Here is a 25,348-nt window from a genome sequence, read left to right as displayed (position 1 = left end):
GGGGACGGGGCGCCGTGGTGAAGGCAGGGACTACAGACCGAGGTCGACCTCGAACTCGCCGGCCTCCAGAATCGCCTTGACGGCCGTCAGGTAGCGGGCCGCGTCGGCGCCGTCGACCAGACGGTGGTCGTAGGAGAGCGACAGGTACGTCATGTCGCGCACCGCGATGGTCTCGCCCAGGTCCGGGTGGTTGATGACCACCGGACGCTTGACGGTGGCACCGATGCCCAGGATCGCGACCTGGTTCGGCGGCACGATGACCGTGTCGAACAGCGCACCGCGCGAGCCGGTGTTGCTGATCGTGAAGGTCGCGCCGGACAGCTCGTCGGGCGTGATCTTGTTGCTGCGGACCTTGCCCGCGAGCTCCGCGGTGGCCTTCGAGATACCGGCGATGTTCAGGTCACCGGCGTGCTTGATGACCGGGGTCATCAGGCCCTTCTCGGAGTCCACGGCGATGCCGATGTTCTCCGAGTCGAAGTACGTGATCGTGCCCTCGTCCTCGTTGATCCGGGCGTTGATGACCGGGTGGGCCTTCAGCGCCTGGGCCGCCGCCTTCACGAAGAACGGCATCGGGGAGAGCTTGACGCCCTCGCGGGCGGCGAACGCGTCCTTCGCCCGGGCGCGCAGCTTCATCAGCTTGGTGATGTCGACCTCGACGACCGAGGTCAGCTGGGCCTGCGAGTGCAGCGCCTTCATCATGTTGTCGCCGATGACCTTGCGCATGCGGGTCATCTTGACCGTCTGGCCGCGCAGCGGGGACGCCTCGAGAACCGGGGCCTTGGGAGCGGCGGCCGTGGCGGCGGCCGGAGCCGGGGCAGCGGCGGCGGCCTTGGCGGCCTCGGCGGCGGCCAGGACGTCCTGCTTGCGGATGCGGCCGCCGACGCCCGTGCCCTTGACGGACGCCAGGTCGACGCCGTTCTCGGCGGCGAGCTTGCGGACCAGCGGGGTGACGTAGGCGCCGTCCTCCGCCGGCTGGGCGGCGGCGGGGGCCGGCGCGGCCGGGGCGGCGGCCGGAGCCGGGGTCACCGGAGCCGGAGCCGGAGCCGGGGCGGCGGGCTGCGCGGGAGCCGGAGCCGGGGCGGGGGCCGGAGCGGCCGGGGCAGCCGGCGCGGGAGCCGGTGCCGGGGCGGCCGGAGCCGGAGCAGGCGCCGGGGCGGCCGGAGCGGCGCCCGCGGCACCGATGACGGCCAGCTTGGCGCCGACCTCGGCGGTCTCGTCCTCACCGACGACGATCTCCAGCAGCACACCGGAGGCCGGGGCGGGGATCTCGGTGTCGACCTTGTCCGTGGAGACCTCGAGCAGCGGCTCGTCCTCCGTGACCTCCTCGCCGACCTCCTTCAGCCAGCGGGTGACGGTGCCCTCGGTGACGCTCTCGCCGAGCGCCGGGAGGACGACGTCCGTGCCGGAGGCGCCACCGGCCGGGGCGGCAGCCGGGGTGGCGGCCGGAGCCGGAGCCGGGGCCTCGGCGGCCGGGGCCGGCGCGGCCGGAGCCTCGGCGGCGGGGGCCGGAGCGGCGGGGGCCTCGGCGGCCGGGGCCGGGGCGGCCGCGGGGGCGCCCGTGCCGTCGTCGATGACGGCCAGCTCGGCGCCGACCTCGACGGTCTCGTCCTCGGCGACCTTGATGGAGGCCAGGACACCGGAGGCGGGGGCGGGGATCTCGGTGTCGACCTTGTCCGTCGACACCTCCAGCAGCGGCTCGTCGGCCTCGACGCGCTCGCCCTCGGCCTTCAGCCAGCGGGTGACAGTGCCCTCGGTGACGCTCTCGCCGAGCGCCGGCAGGGTTACGGAAACCGACATGGTTTCAGTTGCTCCTAACGAATTGCGGTAAGTGGTCGTCGCGCCCGGACTGAAGGCTCAGTCGTGGGAGTGCAGGGGCTTGCCGGCCAGCGCCAGGTGGGCCTCGCCGAGCGCCTCGTTCTGCGTCGGGTGGGCGTGGATCAGCTGCGCGACCTCGGCCGGCAGCGCCTCCCAGTTGTAGATCAGCTGGGCTTCGCCGACCTGCTCGCCCATGCGGTCACCGACCATGTGGACGCCGACCACTGCGCCATCCTTGACCTGGACGAGCTTGATCTCGCCCGCGGTCTTGAGGATCTTGCTCTTGCCGTTGCCCGCCAGGTTGTACTTCAGAGCGACGACCTTGTCCGCGCCGTAGATCTCCTTGGCCTTGGCCTCGGTGATGCCGACGGAGGCGACCTCGGGGTGGCAGTACGTCACCCGCGGCACGCCGTCGTAGTCGATCGGGACGGTCTTCAGGCCGGCCAGACGCTCCGCCACCAGGATGCCCTCGGCGAAGCCGACGTGCGCGAGCTGAAGGGTCGGGACGAGGTCACCGACGGCCGAGATCGTCGGCACGTTCGTCCGCATGTACTCGTCGACCAGGACGTAGCCGCGGTCCATGGCGACGCCCTGCTCCTCGTAACCGAGACCGGCGGAGACCGGGCCGCGGCCGATCGCGACCAGCAGCACCTCGGCCTCGAACACCTTGCCGTCGGCCAGGGTGACCTTGACGCCCGTCTCGGTGTACTCGGCGCTCTGGAAGAACGTGCCGAGGTTGAACTTGATGCCGCGCTTGCGGAAGGCGCGCTCCAGCAGCTTGGAGCTGTTCTCGTCCTCGACCGGGACGAGGTGCTTCAGGCCCTCGATGACGGTGACGTCGGTGCCGAAGGACTTCCACGCGGAGGCGAACTCGACGCCGATGACGCCGCCGCCCAGGATGATCGCGGACTGCGGGACGCGGTCCAGCGTCAGCGCGTGGTCCGAGGAGAGGATGCGGTTGCCGTCGATCTCCAGGCCCGGGAGGGACTTCGGGACGGAACCGGTGGCGAGGAGGACGTGGCGGCCCTCGACCCGCTTCCCGTTCACGTCGACCGACGTGGGGGAGGACAGCCGGCCCTCACCCTCGATGTAGGTGACCTTGCGGGAGGCGACCAGACCCTGCAGACCCTTGTAGAGGCCCGAGATCACGTCGTCCTTGTACTTGTGGACGGCCTTGATGTCGATGCCCTCGAAGGTGGTGAGCACACCGAACTGGTCGGCCTCACGGGCCTGGTCCGCGACCTCGCCGGCGTGGAGCAGGGCCTTGGTCGGGATGCAGCCGTTGTGCAGGCAGGTGCCGCCGAGCTTGTTCTTCTCGATCAGTGCGACGTCCAGGCCCAGCTGCGCACCGCGGAGGGCCGCGGCGTAACCGCCACTGCCACCGCCGAGGATCACTAGGTCGAAAACGGTGCTGGCGTCGTTCGCCACGTCACGTCCTCCATGCATGTGCGCCGGTCGCCGGTCCTCGATGACCGGGCGGCGGCTGGTGTTCGGCCGCTGGTTATGTCGGCCCTGTGGTGGGGGCCCTGTCCTGCCGAGAACCCATCTTCGCACTTGTTCCGGGAAGGCGGGACGCGGGGCCGCCGTCTGAGACGTCCGATCGGACACACGAGGCGATACCGGTGCGGCCCCGGGCGGAGAGCCCGGGGCCGCACCACGGCCCGGAGAGCGAGCCGAAGCAGGGGTCCCCCGGCCGGGGCCGGGGGAGCGGCGGTGCCGGTGGCGAGGCCGCGATCGATGTGCGGCTACGGCCGCGGGCGGAGGTCCCGGCGAACGAGGCACCGGGCGGGGGTACCTCCCGCGCCGCAGGGCGCGGGAGGCCGGCCGTCGGCACCGACGTGTCCGCCCCGGAGGTGAACCGAGCCCCGGAAGATCAGCCGAGGTCGCCCGAGGCCGTGCGCTCCGCCAGCTTGACCAGGGTGCGCACGGAGGAGCCGGTGCCGCCCTTCGGGGTGTAGCCGTACGGGGCGCCCTCGTGGAAGGCGGGGCCCGCGATGTCCAGGTGGGCCCAGCTGATGCCCTCGCCCACGAACTCCTTCAGGAACAGGCCGGCGACCAGGCCGCCGCCCATCCGCTCGCCCATGTTCGAGATGTCGGCGGTCGGGGAGTCCATGCCCTTGCGCAGGTCGGCCGGGAGCGGCATCGGCCAGGACGCCTCGCCGACCTCTTCCGCGATCTCGTGGACGGCGGTACGGAACGCGTCGTCGTTCGCCATGATGCCGAAGGTGCGGTTGCCCAGCGCCAGCACCATCGCGCCGGTCAGCGTCGCGACGTCCACGATCGCGTCCGGGTTCTCCTCCGACGCCTTGGTGAGGGCGTCGGCCAGCACCAGACGGCCCTCGGCGTCGGTGTTCAGCACCTCGACCGTCTTGCCGCTGTACATCCGCAGCACGTCGCCGGGGCGCAGGGCGGAGCCGGACGGCATGTTCTCGGCGAGCGCCAGCCAGCCCGTGACGTTGACCTCCAGGCCGAGGCGGGCGACCGCGACGACCGCGGCGAACACCGCGGCCGCGCCGCTCATGTCGCACTTCATCGTCTCGTTGTGGCCGGCCGGCTTCAGGGAGATGCCGCCCGAGTCGTAGGTGATGCCCTTGCCGACCAGGGCGAGGGTCTTCTCCGCCTTCGGGTGGGTGTAGGTGAGCTTCACCAGCCGCGGCGGGTTCGTCGAGCCGGCGCCGACGCCGAGGATGCCGCCGTAGCCGCCCTTGGCGAGCGCCTTGTCGTCGAGCACCTGGACCTTGATGCCGTGCTCCTTGCCGGCCGCGATGGCGATGGCCGCGAAGGAGGCGGGGTAGAGGTCGTTCGGCGGCATGTTGATCAGGTCGCGGGCGCGGTTGATCTCCTCGGTGAGGGCGATCGCGCGCTCGGCCGCGGCCTTGAACGCCTTGTCGCGCGGCTTGGCGCCGATCAGGGCGACCTCGGCGAGGGGGCCCTTGGCGTCCTTGGCGTCGGCGCCGGAGCGGTAGGTGGTGAAGGAGTACGCGCCCAGCAGCGCGCCCTCGGCGATCGCCTCGGCGTCCTCGACGGCCTCGACCGGCAGGGCGAAAGCGGCCTTCTTGGTGCCGGCCAGCGCCCGGGCGGCGGAGCCCGCGGCCCGGCGCAGCGCCTCGGAGCCGTACGCCTCGTCCTTGTCCGGCGCCGCACCCAGACCGACCGCCAGGACGACGGGGGCCTTCAGCCCGGCCGGCGAGGGCACCTTGGTGACCTCACCCTCGGCACCGGTGGCGCCCAGGGTCTCCAGGACGGTGGCGAGCTTTCCGTCGAACGCCTGGTCCACGGCCTCGGCGCCCGGCGCCACGACGAGCCCCTTGCCGCCCTTCGGGCCCTTGGCGACGCCGACCACGAGGGCGTCGGCGCGCAGCGTCGCAGCGCCGGCAGTGCTGAGAGTGAGAGCAGTCACGGTGGTGAATTCTCGCTTCCATTGAGTTCTGAGGCGGTCGAGGGATGGGCCGACCCTGCCCGCCGCATCGTAGATCGACCCGTTGAGCGCCGGGCACGAGCCTACGCGCGCGACCCCGATTCGCTCACGGCTCCCGGCATTCACTCATCCGTGGCTTCTCGTCGGCGTTTATCCGACCGGCTCCTGAGAGCTGCGTCACACTCCGAGCAATCGTGCAAGGGAGAGACGTACCCCTTTGCATCATCTCCACAGATCCTCCCTGCGTTCCCACGTGCGTACGGAGAGGAACCAAGAGGGGGAAAGAACCTATGCAGACACCCGGATTCCGGACCCGTGCCGCGGCCGGAACCCTGCTGGCCGCCGCCTTGATCGCGACCGCCGTCCCGGCCGGGCCGGCCGCCGCCGCGGAGCCCGCGCCCCGCATCGACCTCACCGTCCTCGTCGTCGACGACGGCAGCGGCGCGGTCCGGGCCATCGCGGCGGAGCTCAAGGGCTCCGGCGTACCCCACCGGACCGTGCGCCTCGACGACCCGGGCCGCCCCGTCATCGACGCCGCCTTCCTCTCCGACACCCTCGACGGGCGTCCCCGCGCCAAGTTCCAGGGCGTCGTCCTGCCCAACGAGGCACCCGCCGGGATGGCCGAGACCGAGCGGGCCGCGCTCACCGCGTTCGAGAAGACCTTCGCCATCCCGCAGGTCGACGCCTACACGTGGGCCCACCCCGGCGTCGGCCTCGACTACACCAGCGAGGGCGGTCACTCCGGTGTGCTCGACGGCGTGGGGAGCGCCGTCACCGCCGCCGGGAAGGCCGGTCCCTTCCGGTACCTCGACGGACCCGTGACGTTCGAGGACAACGCCCCGGACGTGGCCGAGAGCTACGGCTACGCGGGCCGTCCCCGGGAAGGCTTCACCAGCTATCTCGACATGCCCGTGGACGGCGGCGGGCGTGCCAGTCTCATCGGCGAGTACACCCGCGACGGGCGCCGCGAACTGGTCGTCACCTTCGCGTACAACGAGCACCAGCGGCAGTTCCGGGCCGTCGCCCGCGGCATCGTGGAGTGGCTGACCCAGGGCATCCATCTCGGACAGAGCCGCAACTACTTCTCCGTCCACGTCGACGACGTCTTCGCCCCCGACGCCCGCTGGGACACCGAGCGCAACTGCACCCCCGGCGACTTCGACTGCGTGGGCGGTGACGGCGAGGGCACCGCGCCGATCAGGATGACGGCCGCGGACGCGCAGTACGCCGCCCAGTGGCAGCGCTCCAGCGGCTTCACCATGGACATGGTCTACAACGCCGGCGCGGGGGAGGAGTGGAAGGCCGAGAACGGCGGCACCGACGCCCTCGCCGCCCAGCTGGTCGCCGACCGGGCGCAGTACCGCTGGATCAACCACACCTACACCCACCCCTTCCTCGGCTGCGTCCAGGACACCTCCACCGTGCCCTGGCAGTGCGCCGAGGACGCGGCCGGCAACACCCTCTGGATGAGCCGCGCCGAGATCAGCGGCCAGATTCGCGACAACCACAACTGGGCCACCGCCCGGGGGATCTCCGTCGACCGCGCCGAGCTCGTCACCGGGGAGCACTCCGGCCTCAAGACGCTCCCGCAGCAGCCCGTCGACAACCCCAACCTGGCCGGCGCCCTCGCCGACAACGGCGTCAAGTGGATCGCCAGCGACAACTCCCGCGAGCCGCAGCAGCGCGCCGTCGGCGCGGCGAAGACCGTGCCGCGCCACCCGATGAACGTGTACTACAACGTGGGCACCGCGGCCGAGATGGCCGACGAGTACAACTGGGTCTACACCTCCCAGGAGGACGGCGGCAGCGGCGTCTGCGCCAGCAACCCCGCCTCCACCTGCCTCGACGAGCCGCTCGACACCGCCACGGGATACGCGTCCTACATCGTCCCGCAGGAAGCCCGCATCGCCATGAGCCACATCGTGGCCAACGATCCGCGGCCCCACTACGTACACCAGTCCAACCTGGCCGAGGAACGCATTCTTTACCCCGTCCTGGACAGAATCCTGGCCGACTACCGCGCCCTCTTCGCCGACAACACCCCCATCGTCAACCCCCGCCACCGCGACGCCGGTACGGAACTCTCCCGCCGCGCCGCGTGGGACAAGGCCCTCGCGGACGGCAAGGTCACCGCGTACCGCATCGGCAACACCGTCACCGTCAAGGCGCCGGCCGGCCTGACCGCACCGGTCACCGCGCCCGAAGGGACCCGCAAGCGACTGCTGCTCGGCACGACGGCGTTCGGCACCCCGTACGCCGGAGCGCGCTCGGCCTGGACCGCCCCCGAGGGACTCCAGTCGGCGATCACGCTCACGCTGCCGACGACCTGACACACCACACCGGGGGGAACACACCATGCCGAGCAGTGGCCGTCATGTGACCATGCTCACCGAAGGCACCTACCCGCACGTCCACGGCGGCGTGAGCACCTGGTGCGACCAGCTCGTACGGGGCATGCCCGAGGTCAAATTCCAGATCCTCGCCCTCACCGGCAACGGCCGCGAACCGGTGACCTGGGACCTGCCGCCGAACGTCTACCGGCATACCGCGTTCCCCCTCTGGGGTCCTTCGCAGGGGCGCGGCCGGCCCCTGCTCGGCCGCGAACGACGCCGCTTCACCGACACCTACGAACGCTTCCTGCTGTCGATACTCGACCCGTCCGCCGGGTGCGACTTCGGCGAGGGCCTCTACGCCCTGGCCGAACTCGCCCGGCGCGGGAGGCTCTCGTCGGCCCTGCGCTCCGAATCCGTGCTGCGCTCACTGATGTGGATCTGGACCATGCCACACCTCCAGACCGCCGCCGCCCGGCCCACCGTCCACGACGCGCTCACCGCCACCGACCTCCTCGAACACGCCCTGCGGCCACTGGCCGCCCGCATACCCGACGACTGCGTCGCGCACGCCGTCTCCAGCGGCCTCGCCACCCTCCCCGCGCTCGCGGCCCAGCACTTCGAGGAGGTGCCGTTCCTCCTCACCGAGCACGGCATCTACCTCCGCGAGCGCTACCTCGGCTACCGCACCGAGGCCCAGCGGTGGCCCGTGAAGGCACTCATGCTCGGCTTCTACCGGGAGCTCAACTCCCTCGGCTACCGCAAGGCCGACCTGATCACCCCGTGCAACCAGTACAACCGCCGCTGGGAGGAGCGCGGCGGCGCCCCCGCCGACCGCATCCGCACCGTCTACAACGGCGTCGACCCGCACGCCTTCCCCCTCGCCGGCCCCGAACCCGACGTCCCCACCCTCAGCTGGTGCGGCCGTGTCGACCCCATCAAGGACCTGGAGACCCTGATCCGGGCGTACGCCATCGCCCGCGCCGAAGTGCCCCCGCTCAGGCTCCGGCTCTTCGGCCCCGTCCCGGCCGGCAACGAGGACTACAAGACCCGCCTGGAGAAGCTGGCCGCGGAACTCGGTGTCGCCGACGGCATCAGCTACGAGGGGCGCATCGACGAGGTCGCACGCGCCTACGCCGCGGGCACCGTCGTCATGCTCTCCTCCATCAGCGAGGGGTTCCCCTTCTCGCTCATCGAGTCCATGTCGTGCGGGCGCGCCACGGTCTCCACCGACGTCGGCGGGGTCCGCGAGGCGGTCGGGGACACCGGCCTCGTCGTACCGCCCCGCGAACCCGCCGTCATGGCCGAGGCGGTGCTCACCCTGCTCAAGGACGACGAGCGCCGCGCCGAACTGGGCCGGCAGGCCCGGCAGCGCGTCGTCGACCAGTTCACCCTGCGCCGCTCCGTCGACGGCTTCCGCCGCATCTACCTCGAACTGGCCGGCCGTCCCGAACCCGAAACCATCAGGCCCGACGACGACTGGACCCTCCAACTGCGCATCGCCGACCCCTGGTACCGCGAGCTGGTCGCCACCGACGAGGCCGCCTGATGAGCGGCTCCCTCTGGCTCCGCGAGCCCGGCCCGTCCGGCGACACCCTGCCGGCCGTCCCGCGCCGGCGGCAGCGCCCCAGCTGGGCCGCCGCCGACCCCGTCGACGACCTGGCGACCCGCCTGGAGCACTTGATAGCGGCCGCCGTCCACCCCGACGAGATAGCGGCCATCCTCGAGTCCGACGGCATGACCGACGACCACATACGGCTCACCTACGGCCGCGAGGACTCCTTCGCCCTCGCCGAGGAGCTCTACGCGCGCGTGGAGCGCCGTTTCCCGGAGCCGGAGGGCCCGCCCACCGACCCTCCCCCCGGCTCCGCCGGGTGGACCCCCGGGCACAAGCTGATCATCAACTGCCTGCTGCGCGGACTGGTCTTCGCCCTGCCGGGCCTCGCCTACGTCCTGGGCGCCCCGCTCCTCGCGGGGCCGCCCGGCGCGCTCGGCCTGCCCGCCGGCACCGTCCCGCTGCTCGCGGGGGCGGCCACCGGCTGGGTGTGGAACCAGGCCCTGTCCCACCGGGCCTACTCCTGGCTGGGGCTGGGCGACCGCCAGGCCGCCGCCCGCGCCCTGCTCACCGGCGCCCCCGCGGGCGCCCTCGCCGGATCGGTCGTCGCCGTCGCGGTGGCCGGACCCGACGAGTGGGGCGCCGCCGCGTTCGCCGTCGGGCAGGCGCTCTACCTGGGCGCCGCGACCGTACTGCTCGTCCTCGACCGGGAACGGGCCCTCCTCGGCGCCCTGTCACCGCTCGTCCTGGGCGCGCCCGTCGCCTTCTGGTCCGACCTGCCGGACACGGCCCGGGCCCTGCTGCTGCTCACCTCGCTCGTCGCCGCCGTCGTCCTCGCGGCCCAGGCGGTGCTGCCCGGCACGGCCCCCGGCGCGCCCGGCCGGGCCGCGCCCCGGCTCACCGCCTCCGTGCCGTACGGCCTGTTCGGCCTCGGCACCGGCCTGCTCGTCCTCTACGCCGTGATCGGTGACGTCCTCGCGTACGGTGCCGGCGCGGCCGTCGCGGCGCCCTCCGCCGTGGCGCTCACCCTGTCCATGGGGCCCGCCGAATGGCTGCTGCACCGCTTCCGCAGCGAGAGCCTCACCGGGCTGCGGGCCAGCACCAGTTCGGCGGCCTTCCGCCGGGCCACGGCCACCACCCTGGCGCTCTGCCTCACCGGCTATCTGACGGTGCTGCTCGTACTGGCCGTGGCGGGCACGCTGCTGTGGCCCGGCGCGCCCGAGCTCGGCGGGGTGCGGCTCGCCTCGCTGATGCTCATCGGCACGGTGCTGTGGGCGGCCCTGCTGCTGCAGTCGTTCGGCGCCGTGCTCAGCGCGGCCGTGGTGTGCGGCGCGGCCGCCGGGGTGCAGACGGTGACCCTGGCGACCGGGACCGGCGACCCGCGGGTCGTCGGCGCGGCCGTCGCGGGCGCCGCGGCGGTCGTGCTGGCCGCGCTGGGATGTGTCCTGCTGGGGCGGGCGACCGCCCACCGCTCCTGACCTCGTGAGGAACAGTTCCGTGGATCTCCTGGTGCCGTACTACGAGCACCCCGCCGACCGCCCCGACGAATGGGCGGCGATCGTCGCCTCCGCGCCGCGGCTGTACGGGGTCGTGCTCAACCCCGCAAGCGGCGCCGGCCGGGCGCCCGACCCCGAGTTCGCGGCGGTCGCCGCGCGGCTGCGCGCGGCCGGGACCCGCGTCCTCGGCTACACCGACACCGACTACGGGCGCCGTCCGCACGCAGAGGTCGTCGGCGAGCTGATCCGCCACCGCGACTGGTACGGCGCCGACGGCGCCTTCTTCGACCAGGTCCCCACCGAGCCGGAACTGCTCGCCCACTACCGGCGCCTGTCCGTGTCCGCCCGCGCCGCGGGCGCGGCCACCGTGGTCCTCAACCACGGCGCCCACCCGCACCCCGCCTACGCCGAACTGGCCGAACTGCTCGTCACCTTCGAAGGCCCCTGGGACACCTACCGCGACCTGGACCTGCCGGTCGCCGACCACTACTGCCACCTCGTGTACGCGGCCCCGGCGAGCGCGCGGGTCACCACCCGGGTGTGCTGCGCGGTCCCCGGCGGCGGCGCCCACCCCTGGGGCACCCTGCCGCACGTCCTGGAACGCCCCTGATGCGGCGCGTCCTGCCCCTGCTGCTCGCCGCGCTGGCGCTGCTGCTGGCCGGCTGCACCGCGGAGCCCGGCGGTGACCGCGACGGCCGGGCCCCCGCCCCGCCCGGCCGCTGGCAGCCGAAGCCCGGCGAGCAGTGGCAGTGGCAGCTCAGCGGCCGTCTCGACCCCACGGTCGACGTCCCGGTGTACGACATCGACGGCTTCGACCATCCCGCCTCCACGGTGGCCGACCTGCACCGGCGGGGCCGCAGGGTGATCTGCTACCTCTCCACCGGCGCCTGGGAGGACTGGCGGCCGGACGCCGGGAAGTTCCCCCGGGCCGTCCTCGGCAAGGGCAACGGCTGGAAAGGCGAGCGGTGGCTCGACATCCGCCGGACGGAGATCCTCGAACCCCTGATGGCCGAGCGCGTCGAGATGTGCCGGGAGAAGGGGTTCGACGCCGTCGAGCCCGACAACATGGACGCCTACCAGAACGACAGCGGCTTCCCCCTCACGGCGGCCGACCAGCTCCGCTACAACCGTCTGGTCGCCCGCCTCGCCCATGAGCGCGGCCTGGCGGTCGGGCTGAAGAACGATCTCGCCCAGATCCCCGAACTCGTGGCCGACTTCGACTTCGCGGTCAACGAGCAGTGCGCCGAGTACGACGAGTGCGGGGCACTCGCCGCGTTCATCCGCGCCGGCAAAGCGGTGTTCCACGCCGAGTACGAGCTCGCGACGGCGGAATTCTGCCCCGAGGCGAAGCGGCTGCGGCTCAGTTCGATCCTGAAGCGGTACGAACTGGGGGCCTGGCGCGAGGCCTGCTGAGCGGAGGGGGTCACCCGAACGTCAGCGCCACCAGGGTGACCGTCACGGCCGTCTCCTCCACCGCGCCGAACACGTCGCCGGTCACGCCGCCGAAGCGGCGCACACAGCGGGCGAGCAGCAACTGCGACACGCCCAGAGCCGCCAGAGCGGCCAGGACGTGCCGCCCCGCCCCGGACACGCCGAAGAGCGCGCCCAGCGCCGCGCACCCGGCCAGCACCAGGGCGCCGACCGCGACGGCCGGGGCCGCCGGGACGGTGCCCGCGACGACCGCGCCCAGACCCTCGGGGCGGGCCGCCGGGACGGAGGTGCGCGAGGCGAGGGTGAGCGAGAACCGGGCGACCGCGGCGGCGACGACGGCGCCGGCCGCGCCGTACGCCCAGCCCTCCCCGTACAGCTCGTGCAGCGCGGCCACCTGGGCCAGCAGGACGAAGAGCAGGGTGATGACCCCGAACGGGCCGATGTCCGACTGCTTCATGATGCGCAGCGCGTCCTCGGCGGGCTTCCCGCTGCCCAGCCCGTCCGCGGTGTCCGCGAGCCCGTCCAGGTGAAGGCCCCGCGTCAGCACCGCGGGTACGGCCGCCGACGCCACCGCCGCGAGGAGCGGGCCCCCGCCGGCGAGCAGGACCAGCACGCCCGCCGCCCCGGCGGCGAGGCCCACCACCAGGCCCGCCAGCGGCGCCCAGAGCATTCCGGCGCGGGCCGCGTCGCGGTCCCAGCGGGTGAGGCGCGCGGGCAGCACGGTCAGGGTGCCGAAGGCGAAACGTACGCCGTGGAGGCCGACGCGGCCGGCTGAAGTGGTCACCGCGCGCACAGTAGTCGCTCACTCCGGACGGTAAATTGCGCATATCGCGCAATACGGGAGCGGGTGGCATGGGTCACTGGTTTTACCGCAACATCGTCGAGCCGGGGAAGCTGCCACTGCTGCTCTGCCTGGCCTCCTTCGTCCTGACCTTTCTGCTCACCAGGACGGTCACCCGCCTCATCCGGGCCGGGAAGGGGCCCTTCCGCAACGTCACCCCCGGCGGCGTGCACATCCACCACGTCGTTCCCGGTGTCGTCCTCACCCTGGTCGGCGGGTTCGGCGCGGTCGGCGTCGGCCGCTACGGCGCCGCCGCCGTCGTCTGCGCCGTGGTCTTCGGCGTGGGCGCCGGGCTCGTCCTCGACGAGTTCGCGCTCATCCTGCACCTCGACGACGTCTACTGGACCGAACAGGGCCGCAAGAGCGTCGAGGTCGTCGTCCTGACCACCGCCCTGCTCCTGCTCGTCCTCGGCGGCTTCTCCCCGCTCGGCGTCAACGAGGTCAGCCCCGAGGAACGGCAGAACCGCGGCGGCTTCCTGCTCACCCTGGCGCTGAACTTCCTCTGCGTCCTCGTCGCCCTGTTCAAGGGCAAGTTCCGGATGGCGATCCTCGGGCTCTTCGTGCCGTTCGTCGCCCTCTTCGGCGCCCTGCGGCTGGCCCGCCCCGGCTCCCTGTGGGCCCGCCGCGTCTACCGCAACCGGCCGAAGGCGCGCGCCAAGGCGGGGCTGCGGGCCTTCCACCACGACCGCCGCTGGGACCGGCTCCGCCGCCGCTTTCAGGACCTGATCGGCGGGGCGCCGGACCGGTCGCCCGAGGGCCGCTCCGGCGGGCCGGACCGCCCCGACCACCGCTGACGCCAGGCCCCGCAGGCGCAGATCACCAGAACCGCGGCGATCGCCGCCAGATGCTCCTTGCCCGCCAGATTGTTCTTCACGAGGATCTCGACGACCATCGCCACGATCACCAGCGAGCCGGTCAGCCAGGCCCCGTAACGCCAGCAGACGAACACCGCGAGCCCCACCACCGCCGCCGACGGGCCGGTGTCCACCACCTGCGCGTCCGTGGCAGGCAGCCCCAGCGGATGGTCCGGTCCGAGGGCGATCCCGATCCGCGCGTACATCGTCCCGGCCAGCGTCGAGACGTACGCGATCAGCAGCGTGCGCAGCCGCCCCAGGCAGATCTCGGCGATCCCGAAGACCAGCAGTACCTGCGCCAGCGCGCCCCACACCGGCAGGTCCAGGGCGGGGACGAACAGCGACAGCGGTGTCCGCACCAGCGCCAGCCACAGCGGTTCCTCCGCCCGCACCGAACCGATGTTCTGCACGGGCTGATAGCCCCAGGACTGGTTCTGCACGATCTGGAAGAGCGACGTCAGGCAGACCGCGCCCAGCGTCATCGCCACGGCCCGCCACCTGCGGGTGACGAGCGCGGTTCTCACGGTCTCGTAGAGCGGCCCCCACTCGCGCCGTGCGAAGCGTCTCACCGCCGGCCCTCCAGCCGTCCCCGGCGCAGCCGCCCGGGCAGCTCCGGCGCCGCCGGGACGCCCTCCGCGCGGCCCGCGGCGACTCCGCTGCGCACCAGGTCGGCACTCTTCTCGAAGGGCATGAATCGCGGCTCCCGGATCGGTCGGTACTTGGCGTTGGCGCGGTACGGCGACTCGATCCGCCACCGGCGGGAGACGAGGCCGAGCGGTGAACGCCACGGCCGCAGTACGGGTCCCGTCCCGAGCCTCGAGCCACGTTCGAAGACCGACCTGGCCACCGGGAAGTTCAGTGGGGGCCGAGTGATCCAGATCTCCTCCGCGTGCCGGGGCAAGGCGATGACCAGGGAGGCGGGGAACCGGAGGACGGGGAAGGGGGCGGCGCGGAGGTGCCGGACGGCGAACGCCGCTGCGCGCCGCGACCGGGCGGACGCGTAGGGGGACACGGACAAGCGGACCTCTCCCATGAAACATGATCATATGGGGCATCACATGTCATGGCGGGCTCACGGTGCGGTCGCCGCCGCTCGGCACGACCGCACCGCGGTGTCAGCCCTCGTCGCCCTCCACCGGCTCGTCCTCGCCCCGAACGGGAAGCTCGGCCGCGAACGCCGCCGCGGCCCGGACGAGGGGGAGGGCCAGCAGTGCCCCGGTTCCTTCCCCCACAGTGACGCCGTGGTCGAGCAGCGGGTTGAGCGCCATCCGGTCCAGCGCCTTCGACTGCGCCGGCTCCCCGCTCACCTGACCCGCCAGCCACCAGTCCGGCGCCCGGAACGCGGCCCGCTGCGCCACCAGCGCACACGCCGCCGACACCACACCGTCCAGGATCACCGGCATCCGCCGCACCGCGCTCTGCAGCAGGAACCCGGTCATCGCCGCCAGGTCCGCCCCGCCCACCGCCGCCAGCAGCTCCAACTGGTCGCCCAGCACCGGCCGGGCACGGCGCAGCGCGTCCCGGATCGCCGCGCACTTGCGCATCCACGCCAGGTCGTCGATCCCCGCGCCGCCCCGGCCCGTCACCACCGAGGCGTCCGTACCGCACAGCGCCGCGATCAGCGTGGAGGCGGGCGTCGTGCCGCCGACGCTCAGGTCGCCGAGCACCACCAGGTCCGTCCCGGAGTCGGCCTCCTCGTCCGCGATCGCCATGCCGAGGCGCACGGCCCGCTCGGCCTCCTCGGCGGTCAGGGCGTCCTCGATGTCGATCCGCCCGCTGCCGCGCCGCACCCGGTGGCGCACGACGTCCTCGGGCAGCAGCTCCGGCTCGCAGTCCAGCCCCGCGTCGACGACCCGGACCGGCACGTCCATCCGGCGGGCGAGCACCGCGACCGGGCTCGCCCCGTCCAGCACGTCCCGCACCAGCGCGTGCGCACCACCCGCCGGCCGGCCGGACACGTCCAGCCCCGCCACCCCGTGGTCACCGGCGAACAGCACCACCCGCGGCCGTTCGACGGGCCTGACGGGGACGGTCCCCTGGGCGGCGGCCAGCCACTCGCCCAGCTCGTCGAGGCGCCCGAGCGCCCCGGCCGGCACGGCCAGCCGCTCCCGGCGTTCCTCGGCATCACGCCGCACACCGCTGTCGGGGCGCTCGATCAGATCGGAGAAGTCGTCGAGATCAATCCTGCTCATCCCGGCACAGTACCCGCACCGCGAGCGCCCCGGACCCCGGGCGGGAACTCCGCCCGGGCCCCCGGCCCACGGCCCCGGAATCAGCCCCGCAGCACCAGGGGCTGTCCCGCCACCACCAGCAGCACCTGCTCGCACTCGTCGGCGAACGCGGCGTTCAGACGGCCCAGTTCGTCGCGGTAGCGGCGGGTGCCCGGGTTCGCCGGCACGATGCCCGCGCCCACCTCGTTCGTCACGGCGACGACCGTGCGCGGCGTCGCCCGCACCGCCGCCACCAGCTCCGCCACCCGCTCGCGCAGCTCCCGCTCGCCGCCCTTCGTCCAGGTGTCGTCGTCCCAGGCGTTCACCCGGTCCATCGCGTCGGTCAGCCACAGCGACAGACAGTCGATCAGCAGCGGAGGACCCTCCCCGGCCAGCAGCGGCACCAACTCGCACGTCTCCTCGGTACGCCACGACCCCGGCCGGCGTTCGCGGTGGGCGCTGATCCGTGCCGCCCACTCGGAGTCGCCGTCGCGGACCCCGCCCGTCGCGACGTACACCACCTCCGGGAAGGACTCCAGGCGCCGTTCCGCCTCCAGCGACTTTCCCGACCGCGCCCCGCCCGTCACCAGCGTCCGCCGCGGCACGTCGGGCACGTCGTGGTACTCGCCCACCACCAGCGTCGTGCCGTCCGGCACGGCCCGCGCACCCGCCGTCGCGAGCCGCCGGTCCAGCTCGCGGCCCGGCGGCACGTCGTGGTCCAGGTGCACGGCGATCACATCGGTGGTCGGGCCGACGCCTCCGGCCGCCCGCAGCCGGGCGAGCGCGTCGGGCCGCCCCACCACGTCGCACACGACCGTGTCATACGGGCGCACCGGCTCGCCGAGCCCCGCGGGGGAGCCGCCGGGCGGCAGATAGAGGAGCCGCGCCCCCTCCGGTGACGTCACCTCGTAGCCGGTCCCCGGGGCGTCCATGGGCACCGCCCGCACCCGGTGGCCGCTGATCAGCGTCAGCTCCCGGCCGTCGGGCACCCGCCCGGCCGTCGGCAGCCCGGCCGGCAGTTCGACGGCCGGCCCGTCGTGCGGATGGGTCAGCAGCACCTGCCGCACCCCGGTCAGCGACCGCCCCGACCGGGCCGCCGCCAGCGCCGCACCCGGTGTCAGATCCAGCAGCAGCGCGCCGTCCACGAGCAGCGCGGTCGCGGCCCGTACGAGGCCTCCCCGGGCGGCGGCGCACCGGGCGCAGGGGCAGTCGGGGCGGGGCAGTCCACCGGGGGCGCCGGTGCCGAGCAGTGTCAGTTCCACACCACGATCCTCCCGCGCCGCCCCGCGGGGTGCGCGCCCGGCTACGCTGCGGGCAGGAAACCGATCATCTGGAGGCCCACATGGCATGGACGTGGCGGTTCGAGCAGGCGGACGGCACGGAGGTCCCGCCGGCGGTCCAGCCGGAGGAATTCACGACCCAGGGCGACGCCGAGTCCTGGATCGGTGAGACCTGGAAGGACCTGCTGGCCGGCGGCGCCGCACAGGTCACCCTCTTCGAGGACGGTACGAAGATCTACGGCCCGATGCCCCTGAACGCCGACGGCGAGTGACTCCCGTGTGGGGGCGGCCGCCCCCACACTCCGCCCGCCGCCGCCCTACATCTCGCCCAGCGTCACCGTCACCGTCGTCGGCTTCCCGCCGCGGGTGTACGTCACCGGGACCTTGTCGCCGGGCTTCGCCGCCGCCAGCGCCTCCAGCAGCGAGGTGATGGTCGTGATCTCCTCGTCGCCGAGCCTGGTGATGATGTCCCCCGGCCGGATGCCGGCCTGCGCCGCCGCCCCGTCCGGCTCCGTCTCCACCACCGCCACACCGCTGGGCCGGTAGCTGTCGTCCAGGACCGTGCGGCCCGTGATGCCGAGGGCCGCCCGGCCCGAGTCCGTCACCCGGCCCTGGGTGATGATCTGGCCGGCCACCGTCTTCACCAGGGAGGCGGGGATCGCGAAACCGATGCCGGGCGCCGCGCTGCCGCCCAGGCCCGGATCGGCCGCGGCCAGCGTCGGAATGCCGATGACCTCGCCGTCCAGATCGACCAGGGCGCCCCCGCTGTTGCCCGGGTTGATCGCTGCCGAGGTCTGCACCATGTTGCCGATCGTCGCGCCCGTCCCCCCGTCCACGAGGCTCTCACTGACGGTGCGTCCGGTCGCCGACACGATCCCCTGGGTGACACTGCTCGACAGGCCGAGCGGCGAGCCCATGGCCAGGACGATCTGGCCGACCTGGACGTCCGACGAGTCGCCGAACCGCGCGGGTTTCAACCCCGGGGGCGGGCCGTCCAGCCTGATGACGGCGAGGTCCTGCTCCGGGTAGCTGGAGACCAGCCGCGCCGTCAGCTCCTGCTCGCCCGTCGCGACCGTGACGTTGAACGTCCGCTCCGAGCCGACCACGTGCGCGTTGGTGACCACATGGCCGCGGGCGTCGAAGACGATGCCCGAGCCGAGGCTGTCGCCGGCGTCGATCTGCACCACCGACGGCAGCACGTCCCGGATCACCCGCTGGTAGGCCGCCTCCAGCTCGTTCGCGGCCCGGGGCGCGGCGACGGCCTGCGCCGTCGTGGGTCGCGGCGGGGCCCCTGGGGAGGCGGCCCCCGAGCAGCCGCTCACCAGGGCGGCCGCGCAGAGGCCGGCGGTCATGGACAGCGGCACACGAAGGGCGGTCATACCGGGAGTGTCCCTTTCGTCCCGCCGGTACGGCTTGCGCAGCGCACCCGATCAGGGGGTCGACGCCAGGAACTGCGTCGCCGCCAGCTCCCCGTACAGCGGGTCGCCCGCCACCAGCTCGGCATGGGTGCCCACCGCCCGTACCCGGCCGGCCTCCATCACCACGATCCGGTCCGCGAGCGTCACCGTCGACAGCCGGTGCGCCACCACCAGCACCGTCACCTCGCGCGCCGCCTCCGCGACCACGTCCCGCAGCGCCAGCTCGTTGACCGCGTCGAGTTGCGAGGTCGCCTCGTCGAGCAGCAGGAGCCGGGGCCGCCGCAGCAGCGCCCGCGCGACCGCCACCCGCTGCCGCTCCCCGCCCGACAGCTTGGAACCGCGGTGGCCGACCACCGTCTCCAGTCCGTCCGGCAGCCGGTCCACGAGCGTGTCGAGCTTCGCCCGGACCAGCACCTCGCGGACCTCCTGGTCGGTGGCTTCCGGAGCGGCGAAGACCAGGTTCTCGCGCAGGGTGCCGGACAGCACCGGGGCGTCCTGCTCCACATAGCCGATGGCCGCGCGCAGATCCGCCACCGGCCAGTCCCGCACGTCCTCGCCGTCGATCAGGATCCGGCCGCCGGTCGCCTCGTAGAACCGCTCGATCAGACCGAACACGGTCGTCTTGCCGGCGCCCGACGGGCCGACGAACGCCGTCATCCCGGCGCCGGGCACCTCGAAGGAGACCCCGTGGTGCACGTACGGCAGGTCGTCCCGGTACCGGAAGGTGACGTCCTCGAAGACCACGGACGCCGGCCCCGCCGCCGCGCGGCCGGACCCGGCGGCGACCCGCGCCGGCGCCTCCAGCCGCTCCGTCTCCAGCCGTTCCGCCTCGACGACCCGCGCCACGGCCGCCGAGCCCACCTGGTACTCCGTCGCCGCCGCGACCAGCTTGGAGATCGGCTCGGTCAGGTAGAACAGGTAGAGCAGGAAGGCCACCAACTCCGCCACGGACATCGCCCCCGAGGCGACCCGTGCCCCGCCGATGCCCAGCACCGCCAGGAACGACACCTGCACGGCCAGCCCCACCGAAGACCCGGAGAGGGCCTGCCACTTGGCCGACTTCAGCCCGTGCCGCCACGCCTCGCGGGCGGCCGCCTCCACCGCCGCCGCCTCGCGCTCCTCGGCGCCCGACGCCTTGACCGTACGGAACGCCCCGAACACCCGCTCCAGCCGGGTGGATATCTCGCCCACCGCCTCCTGGGAACGCCGCGTCGCCCGTGCGATCCTCGGCATCACCACGGCGACGGCACCGCCGACGAGGACGATGACGCCCAGCGTCACCCCGAGCAGAACGGCGTCCATCACCGCCATCATCACGAGCGTGGCGACGAAGGCGAGACCGCCCGTCACGGCCGAGACGATCGAGTCGGTCGTCACGGCGCGCAGCAGGGTCGTGTCGGAAGTGATGCGCGACATCAGGTCGCCCGGCTGGGTCCGTTCCACCTCCGGCAGCCGCAGCCGGAGCAGACGCCCGATCAGGGTGCGCCGGGCGGCGAGGACCACGGATTCCGCGGTGCGCTCCAGCAGGTACGCGCCGACCGACTCGATCGCCGTGCCGCACACCACCAGGGCGGTGAGGAGCAGCAGGATCTGTGTGATCGGTTCGTCCTGGCCGAGCCGTTCCACCAGCGCCTTGGCCGCGAGCGGCTGCAGGATGCCGGTCGCCGCGCCGATCAGGGCGAGGAGCGTACCGAGCCCGACGGTCCAGCGGTGCGGACGGAAGTGCCGGTAGAGGGCCCGCCAGGTCTCCCGGGCGGACAGTGGGGGAGTGGTATCCGAAATGCTCACGTCAGCTGGGACGCGAAAGCACCCGCCGGGACCTGAGTGCCGGCTCCCCCAGGGGCGCCCGCACCTCTGGGGCGTGTGTCGAAAGTCCCGTCCGGCCGGGGGCCGCCGCCCTCCGGGCGGACGACGCCACTTTCCTCACACGCCCTAGCCGCGCACTCCGCACAGGTGCAGCAGCGCCGCGACCCTGCGGTACGGATCCGTGCGCCCGGCCCGGTCCTCCGCGGCCAGCAGCCGCTCCAGCTCCTCGGCGGCGGGCAGCCCCTCGTCGTGCGACACGGTGTCGGTGAAGACCCGTACCCCGTACCAGGCCTGCAGCGGTGCAGCGATCCCGGCGAGCGTCGCCGTCAGCGATTCCAGCCGGTCGGCACGCACGGTGTGCCCGAGCCGACTGACACAGGTGTCGGACTCGAACGCCGCCAGCGCCCCCGACCAGTCCCCGGCCAGCCCCGGCCCCATGGCCAGCGCGTCCGCGTTCCGTACGACCAGGGAGATCAGACCGCCGGGCGCCAGCATCCGGGCGAGCCCCGCCAGCATGGCGTCGGGCTCCTCCACGTACATCAGGACGCCGTGGCACAGCACCACGTCGAAGCTGCCCGGCAGGAAGTGGACGCCGGTGTCCCGGCCGTCCCCCTCGATCAGCCGGACCCGCTCGCGGATGCCCGCCGGCTCGGTGGCCAGCGCCTCGCGGGCCACCTTGAGCAGCGCGCCGTCGGACTCCATGCCGGTGATGGTGTGGCCGGCCCGGGCCAGGCGCAGGGCCTGAGTGCCCTGGCCCATGCCCACGTCGAGTATCCGCAGCCGCTGCCCCACGGGGTAGCGGGCGGCTATCTGCTCGTCCAGCTGGCGGGCGACGAGCTCCTGGCGCACCGTGGTGCGCAGTCCGCCGAGCCCGTCCAGCCAGTCGTTCGAAGTGGTGCCTCCGAGACCGGAGACCTCCGTGCTCAGGGCCGCTCTCCGCGCTTGACCTGCGGCTTGGGCAGCCGCAGTCGGCGCATCTGGAGCGTTCGCATCAGGCCGTAGGCCACCGCGCCGCGCTTCGGCTCGTTCGGGAAGCGCTCGTTCAGCTGCTTCTTCAGCCGGAACGAAAGCCCGATCGAGTCGATGATGATCATGACGATCACGCCGAGCCACAGCAGCAGGGCGATGTTCTGCAGCTGCCCGACGCGGACCATGGACAGGACCAGGATCACCACCGCGAGCGGCAGGAAGAACTCCGCGACACAGAAGCGGGAGTCGACGAAGTCGCGCACGAAGCGGCGCACCGGACCCTTGTCACGGGCCGGCAGATAGCGCTCGTCACCACTGGCGAGTGCCTCGCGCTGCTTGGCGAGGTCCGCACGGCGGGCCTCCCGCTGGCGGCGCATGGCCTCCTTGCGGTCCAGCGGCGCGGACTGCGCGCGACGGCGTTGCGTCTGGGCCTCACTCCGCTTCGGGGTCGGGCGGCCCTTGGGGGCCTCGGGGTCGCGGGGCTGCTTGGAGAGGTCCGGCGTCACCTTCTCGGTGGGGGCGGCCTTCTCGTCCTTCGAACGGCTACGGAACACAAAGCCCAAGGGTACGGGGTGCCGCGCATGGACCCCAGCCCGGTGGGGAACGATCCGGCAACAGCCTGCGTCCTGGGATACGGGACCCACCTACTCCTTGCGCCGGATCACGGCCGTCGGCAGTCGTCCTTGGGGATGAGCGCATCCGCGCTCGAACAGTGCGGTAATGGATGCAGGGCCCGTACTGTGGGTTCTGTTGGAGTGCTGGAGCCGAGTCCGTCAGAAGGGGGCGCGCGAAGCCCATGAGCGGTGTCATGAAGCGTATGGGGATGATCTTCCGCGCGAAGGCAAACAAGGCCCTTGACCGGGCCGAGGATCCGCGCGAGACCCTCGATTACTCGTACCAGAAACAGCTGGAGCTGCTCCAGAAGGTCCGCCGCGGCGTCGCCGACGTGGCGACCTCGCGCAAGCGCCTCGAACTGCAGCTGAACCAGCTCCAGGGCCAGTCCGCCAAGCTGGAGGACCAGGGCCGCAAGGCGCTGGCGCTGGGCCGGGAGGACCTGGCCCGCGAGGCGCTGTCCCGCCGGGCCGCGCTCCAGCAGCAGGTCTCCGACCTGGAGACGCAGCACCAGACCCTGCAGGGGGAGGAGGAGAAGCTCACCCTCGCCGCCCAGCGGCTGCAGGCCAAGGTCGACGCGTTCCGCACCCGCAAGGAGACGATCAAGGCCACCTACACCGCCGCCCAGGCGCAGACCCGGATCGCCGAGTCCTTCTCCGGCATCTCCGAGGAGATGAGCGACGTCGGCGTCGCCATCCAGCGTGCCGAGGACAAGACCGCACAGCTCCAGGCGCGGGCCGGCGCGATCGACGAGCTGCTCGCCTCCGGAGCCCTCGACGACCAGTCGGGCCTCGCCAAGGACGACATCCAGGCCGAGCTCGACCGCCTCTCCGGCGGTACGGACGTGGAGCTGGAGCTCCAGCGCATGAAGGCCGAGCTCGCCGGGGGCACCACCCCGCAGCAGGCCATCGAGGGCGGCACCCCGCAGGACCAGTCCCAGCAGCAGTCCCACCCGAAGTTCGACAAGCAGTGAGGACGGGCTCGTCATGATCGTGAGGATCATGGGGGAGGGCCAGGTGGAGCTGGCGGACAGCCACTTCGCCGAACTGGACAAGCTCGACAACGAGCTGCTCGCCGAGATGGAGTCGGGCGACGGGGAGGGCTTCCGGCGCACGCTCCACGCGCTGCTGGACGCGGTGCGCCGGCTCGGCGAGCCGCTCCCGGACGAATCCCTGGAACCCTCCGAACTGATCCTCCCGGCACCCGACGCCACGCTCGAAGAGGTCCGCGAGATGCTCTCCGACGACGGGCTCATCCCCGGCTGACCGACCACTCCAACACCCTGTGCCCCGCCCCGGCGGGGCACAGTGCGTACCGTTGCGTGACGTGACGTCTCTCGGAATCCGGCTCGCCGACGGCCGGCGCTGGCTGCGCGAGCACCCCCTCGCCTTCGACGGCGCCCTCGCCCTCGCCGTCCTCGTGTGCATGGTCGCCGGGTCGTTCACCGATCCGCACGGCAGCCCCACCGGCCCCACCTTCGGGGACCGCACCCCGGACGTGCGCAGCGTGCTGCTCATGCTCATCGGCGCCACCGCGCTCGTATGGCGCCGCCGCTCCCCCCTCGGCGTACTCCTGCTGACGGGTGCCGTCTCGGTCGTCGAGTACGCCGAGGGCGACCCGGCCGCGCCCGTCGCGATGAGCGCCGTGATCGCCCTCTACACCGTCGCCTCCCGCACCGACCGCCCCACCACCTGGCGGGTCGGGCTGCTGACGATGACCGTCCTCACCGGCACCGCGATGCTGCTCGGCGCCGCCCCCTGGTACAGCCAGGAGAACCTCGGCGTCTTCGCCTGGACCGGGATGGCGGCCGCCGCGGGCGACGCCGTCCGCAGCCGCCGCGCCTTCGTCGACGCCATCCGCGAACGCGCCGAACGCGCCGAACGAACCCGCGAGGAGGAGGCCCGCCGCCGGGTCGCCGAGGAACGCCTGCGCATCGCCCGCGACCTCCACGACGTCGTCGCCCACCACATCGCCCTCGTCAACGTCCAGGCCGGAGTGGCCGCGCACGTCATGGACAAGCGCCCCGACCAGGCCAAGGAAGCCCTCGCCCATGTCCGCGAGGCCAGCCGCTCCGCCCTGAACGAGCTCCGCGCCACCGTCGGGCTGCTGCGCCAGTCCGGCGACCCCGAGGCCCCCACCGAACCGGCGCCCGGCCTCGCCGTCCTCGACGAACTGCTCGGCACCTTCCGCAGCGCGGGGCTTCCCGTCGAGCTGGCCCGCACCGACCACGACACCCAGCTGCCCGCGGCCGTCGACCTCGCGGCCTACCGGATCATCCAGGAGGCCCTGACCAATGTGCGCAAGCACGCCGGCCCCGAGGCCAGGGCCGAGGTCAGCGTCGTACGGGTCGGCCGCACCATCGAGGTCACCGTCCTCGACGACGGCACCCCCGCCCCCGCCGGCGCCGACGAGCCCGGCACCGGCGGTCACGGCCTCATCGGCATGCGAGAACGCGTCACGGCCCTCGGCGGCGCCCTCACCACCGGACCCCGCTACGGAGGCGGATTCCGCGTCCAGGCGATACTGCCGGTCACGGCAGGTACAGGGGAGGCCACATGACCATCAGGGTGCTGCTCGCGGACGACCAGGCGCTGCTGCGCAGCGCGTTCCGGGTGCTGGTCGACTCGGAGCCGGACATGGAGGTCGTCGGGGAGGCCGCCGACGGCGCCGAGGCCGTCGCCCTGGCCCGCTCCGCCAAGGCCGACGTCGTGCTCATGGACATCCGTATGCCCGGCACCGACGGGCTCGCCGCCACCCGCATGATCAGCGCCGACCCGGACCTGGCGGAGGTGCGCGTCGTCATGCTCACCACCTTCGAGGTCGACGAGTACGTCGTGCAGTCGCTGCGCGCCGGGGCCTCCGGCTTCCTCGGCAAGGGCGCGGAACCGGACGAACTCCTCAACGCCATCCGTATCGCGGCCGCGGGCGAGGCGCTCCTGTCGCCCGTCGCCACCAAGGGCCTCATCGCCACTTTCCTCGCCCAGTCGGGGGGTCCGGACGACGGCGGGGCGCCCTCCGCCCACTCGGACCGCCTGGCCGCCCTCACCTCCCGCGAACGCGAGGTCCTCGTCCTCGTGGCCGGCGGGCTCTCCAACGACGAGATCGCCGAGCGCCTGGAAGTCAGCCCCCTCACCGTCAAGACCCATGTGAACCGGGCCATGGCCAAGCTCGGCGCCCGCGACCGGGCCCAACTGGTCGTCACGGCGTACGAATCGGGTCTGGTACGCCCCAAGGTGGACTGACGGAGCAGAGCCGCGTACTCCGTTCGGTGTATGCGGCGGATAAGCAAACGGGACCTGGGGGCGAGGGATCC

At 73.1% G+C, this 25,348-nt stretch carries 22 protein-coding genes and 1 pseudogene; 11 read left to right on the top strand and 12 right to left on the bottom strand.

Features of this window, described 5'->3' with window-relative positions; all coding sequences use genetic code 11:
• Positions 1-30: 30 nt before the first annotated feature.
• The 3 genes from sucB to ACY34K_RS02060 all read right to left on the bottom strand — a co-directional run bounded on the left by sucB (position 31) and on the right by ACY34K_RS02060 (position 5,215).
• The gene (sucB, locus tag ACY34K_RS02070) at positions 31-1,797 is read right to left on the bottom strand and encodes a 2-oxoglutarate dehydrogenase, E2 component, dihydrolipoamide succinyltransferase (protein ID WP_462742523.1); all 1,767 of its coding nucleotides are present in this window, start codon (positions 1,795-1,797) and stop codon (positions 31-33) included.
• A gap of 57 nt (positions 1,798-1,854) precedes the next feature.
• Complete coding sequence (gene lpdA / locus ACY34K_RS02065) at positions 1,855-3,243, bottom strand: dihydrolipoyl dehydrogenase (protein ID WP_462742520.1); 1,389 nt, start codon at positions 3,241-3,243, stop codon at positions 1,855-1,857.
• Between the two features lie 445 nt (positions 3,244-3,688).
• Complete coding sequence (locus ACY34K_RS02060) at positions 3,689-5,215, bottom strand: leucyl aminopeptidase (protein WP_462742518.1); 1,527 nt, start codon at positions 5,213-5,215, stop codon at positions 3,689-3,691.
• 308 nt (positions 5,216-5,523) lie between these two features.
• Here ACY34K_RS02060 and ACY34K_RS02055 point away from each other — a divergent pair, with 308 nt between their 5' ends.
• From ACY34K_RS02055 to ACY34K_RS02035, 5 genes are read left to right on the top strand one after another with little or no spacing between them, the layout of a single operon-like run.
• Positions 5,524-7,563 carry a hypothetical protein gene (locus ACY34K_RS02055; RefSeq protein WP_462742515.1) on the top strand — a complete coding sequence of 680 codons (2,040 nt, stop codon included), beginning with the start codon at positions 5,524-5,526 and terminating at the stop codon, positions 7,561-7,563.
• 25 nt (positions 7,564-7,588) lie between these two features.
• Entirely contained in the window at positions 7,589-9,112 is a 1,524-nt protein-coding gene (pelF, locus tag ACY34K_RS02050) for a GT4 family glycosyltransferase PelF (RefSeq protein ID WP_462742512.1), read from the top strand.
• Positions 9,112-10,596 (top strand): hypothetical protein, encoded by a 1,485-nt coding sequence (locus tag ACY34K_RS02045; protein WP_462742509.1) that lies wholly within the window; start codon positions 9,112-9,114, stop codon positions 10,594-10,596. The genes pelF and ACY34K_RS02045 overlap by 1 nt, the downstream gene beginning before the upstream one ends.
• A 19-nt stretch (positions 10,597-10,615) precedes the next feature.
• On the top strand, positions 10,616-11,224 hold the full coding sequence (locus tag ACY34K_RS02040; protein WP_462742506.1) for a spherulation-specific family 4 protein: 609 nt from the start codon (positions 10,616-10,618) through the stop codon (positions 11,222-11,224).
• Complete coding sequence (locus tag ACY34K_RS02035; protein WP_462742503.1) at positions 11,224-12,027, top strand: endo alpha-1,4 polygalactosaminidase; 804 nt, start codon at positions 11,224-11,226, stop codon at positions 12,025-12,027. Before ACY34K_RS02040 ends, ACY34K_RS02035 begins: the two co-directional genes overlap by 1 nt.
• Positions 12,028-12,037: 10 nt before the next feature.
• On the opposite strand, the gene cobS is transcribed toward ACY34K_RS02035, so the two are convergent.
• Positions 12,038-12,838 carry an adenosylcobinamide-GDP ribazoletransferase gene (gene cobS / locus ACY34K_RS02030; RefSeq protein ID WP_462742501.1) on the bottom strand — a complete coding sequence of 267 codons (801 nt, stop codon included), beginning with the start codon at positions 12,836-12,838 and terminating at the stop codon, positions 12,038-12,040.
• 59 nt (positions 12,839-12,897) lie between these two features.
• On the opposite strand from cobS, the gene ACY34K_RS02025 reads away from it, so the two are divergent.
• Positions 12,898-13,680, top strand: a complete 783-nt coding sequence (locus ACY34K_RS02025) for a hypothetical protein (protein ID WP_462742499.1) — start codon at positions 12,898-12,900, stop codon at positions 13,678-13,680.
• Here the strand turns inward: ACY34K_RS02025 and ACY34K_RS02020 are convergent.
• The 4 genes and pseudogenes from ACY34K_RS02020 to ACY34K_RS02005 form a co-directional block, all read right to left on the bottom strand.
• On the bottom strand, positions 13,602-14,309 hold the full coding sequence (locus ACY34K_RS02020) for a hypothetical protein (RefSeq protein WP_462742496.1): 708 nt from the start codon (positions 14,307-14,309) through the stop codon (positions 13,602-13,604). The genes ACY34K_RS02025 and ACY34K_RS02020 overlap by 79 nt on opposite strands.
• A pseudogene (locus tag ACY34K_RS02015) lies at positions 14,306-14,653 on the bottom strand (phosphatidylglycerol lysyltransferase domain-containing protein); the annotation flags it as partial. The pseudogene ACY34K_RS02015 and the gene ACY34K_RS02020, both read right to left, overlap by 4 nt.
• 202 nt (positions 14,654-14,855) lie before the next feature.
• On the bottom strand, positions 14,856-15,932 hold the full coding sequence (gene cobT / locus ACY34K_RS02010) for a nicotinate-nucleotide--dimethylbenzimidazole phosphoribosyltransferase (protein ID WP_462742494.1): 1,077 nt from the start codon (positions 15,930-15,932) through the stop codon (positions 14,856-14,858).
• A gap of 80 nt (positions 15,933-16,012) precedes the next feature.
• Complete coding sequence (locus ACY34K_RS02005) at positions 16,013-17,212, bottom strand: bifunctional adenosylcobinamide kinase/adenosylcobinamide-phosphate guanylyltransferase (RefSeq protein WP_462742491.1); 1,200 nt, start codon at positions 17,210-17,212, stop codon at positions 16,013-16,015.
• A gap of 80 nt (positions 17,213-17,292) precedes the next feature.
• Between ACY34K_RS02005 and ACY34K_RS02000 the strand changes: the two genes are divergently transcribed.
• The gene (locus ACY34K_RS02000) at positions 17,293-17,502 is read left to right on the top strand and encodes a hypothetical protein (RefSeq protein WP_462742488.1); all 210 of its coding nucleotides are present in this window, start codon (positions 17,293-17,295) and stop codon (positions 17,500-17,502) included.
• A gap of 45 nt (positions 17,503-17,547) precedes the next feature.
• Here ACY34K_RS02000 and ACY34K_RS01995 read toward each other — a convergent pair whose 3' ends face one another.
• The 4 genes from ACY34K_RS01995 to ACY34K_RS01980 form a co-directional block, all read right to left on the bottom strand.
• The gene (locus ACY34K_RS01995; protein WP_462742485.1) at positions 17,548-18,609 is read right to left on the bottom strand and encodes a S1C family serine protease; all 1,062 of its coding nucleotides are present in this window, start codon (positions 18,607-18,609) and stop codon (positions 17,548-17,550) included.
• Positions 18,610-18,660: 51 nt separating this feature from the next.
• Positions 18,661-20,430, bottom strand: coding sequence for an ABC transporter ATP-binding protein (locus tag ACY34K_RS01990; RefSeq protein WP_462742766.1), 1,770 nt, complete (start codon positions 20,428-20,430; stop codon positions 18,661-18,663).
• Positions 20,431-20,580: 150 nt separating this feature from the next.
• The gene (locus tag ACY34K_RS01985) at positions 20,581-21,315 is read right to left on the bottom strand and encodes a class I SAM-dependent methyltransferase (protein WP_462742763.1); all 735 of its coding nucleotides are present in this window, start codon (positions 21,313-21,315) and stop codon (positions 20,581-20,583) included.
• Between the two features lie 62 nt (positions 21,316-21,377).
• A complete protein-coding gene (locus tag ACY34K_RS01980; RefSeq protein ID WP_462742482.1) occupies positions 21,378-21,977 on the bottom strand; it encodes a DUF3043 domain-containing protein in 600 nt (199 codons plus the stop codon).
• Between the two features lie 242 nt (positions 21,978-22,219).
• On the opposite strand from ACY34K_RS01980, the gene ACY34K_RS01975 reads away from it, so the two are divergent.
• Genes ACY34K_RS01975 through ACY34K_RS01960 form a run of 4 tightly spaced genes read left to right on the top strand, consistent with a single transcriptional unit; the run spans position 22,220 to position 25,277 of the window.
• Positions 22,220-23,008, top strand: coding sequence for a PspA/IM30 family protein (locus ACY34K_RS01975; RefSeq protein ID WP_462742479.1), 789 nt, complete (start codon positions 22,220-22,222; stop codon positions 23,006-23,008).
• Between the two features lie 13 nt (positions 23,009-23,021).
• Positions 23,022-23,300 carry a PspA-associated protein PspAA gene (gene pspAA, locus ACY34K_RS01970; protein ID WP_462742476.1) on the top strand — a complete coding sequence of 93 codons (279 nt, stop codon included), beginning with the start codon at positions 23,022-23,024 and terminating at the stop codon, positions 23,298-23,300.
• Positions 23,301-23,352: 52 nt separating this feature from the next.
• Positions 23,353-24,594, top strand: coding sequence for a sensor histidine kinase (locus ACY34K_RS01965; protein WP_462742473.1), 1,242 nt, complete (start codon positions 23,353-23,355; stop codon positions 24,592-24,594).
• Positions 24,591-25,277, top strand: a complete 687-nt coding sequence (locus ACY34K_RS01960; RefSeq protein WP_462742469.1) for a response regulator — start codon at positions 24,591-24,593, stop codon at positions 25,275-25,277. The genes ACY34K_RS01965 and ACY34K_RS01960 overlap by 4 nt, the downstream gene beginning before the upstream one ends.
• Positions 25,278-25,348 lie beyond the last annotated feature (71 nt).

This window comes from Streptomyces sp. STAM6 (assembly GCF_054963715.1).
The sequence above is the reverse complement of the archived record's forward strand: the minus strand, read 5'-3'. Positions and strand labels throughout refer to the sequence as shown.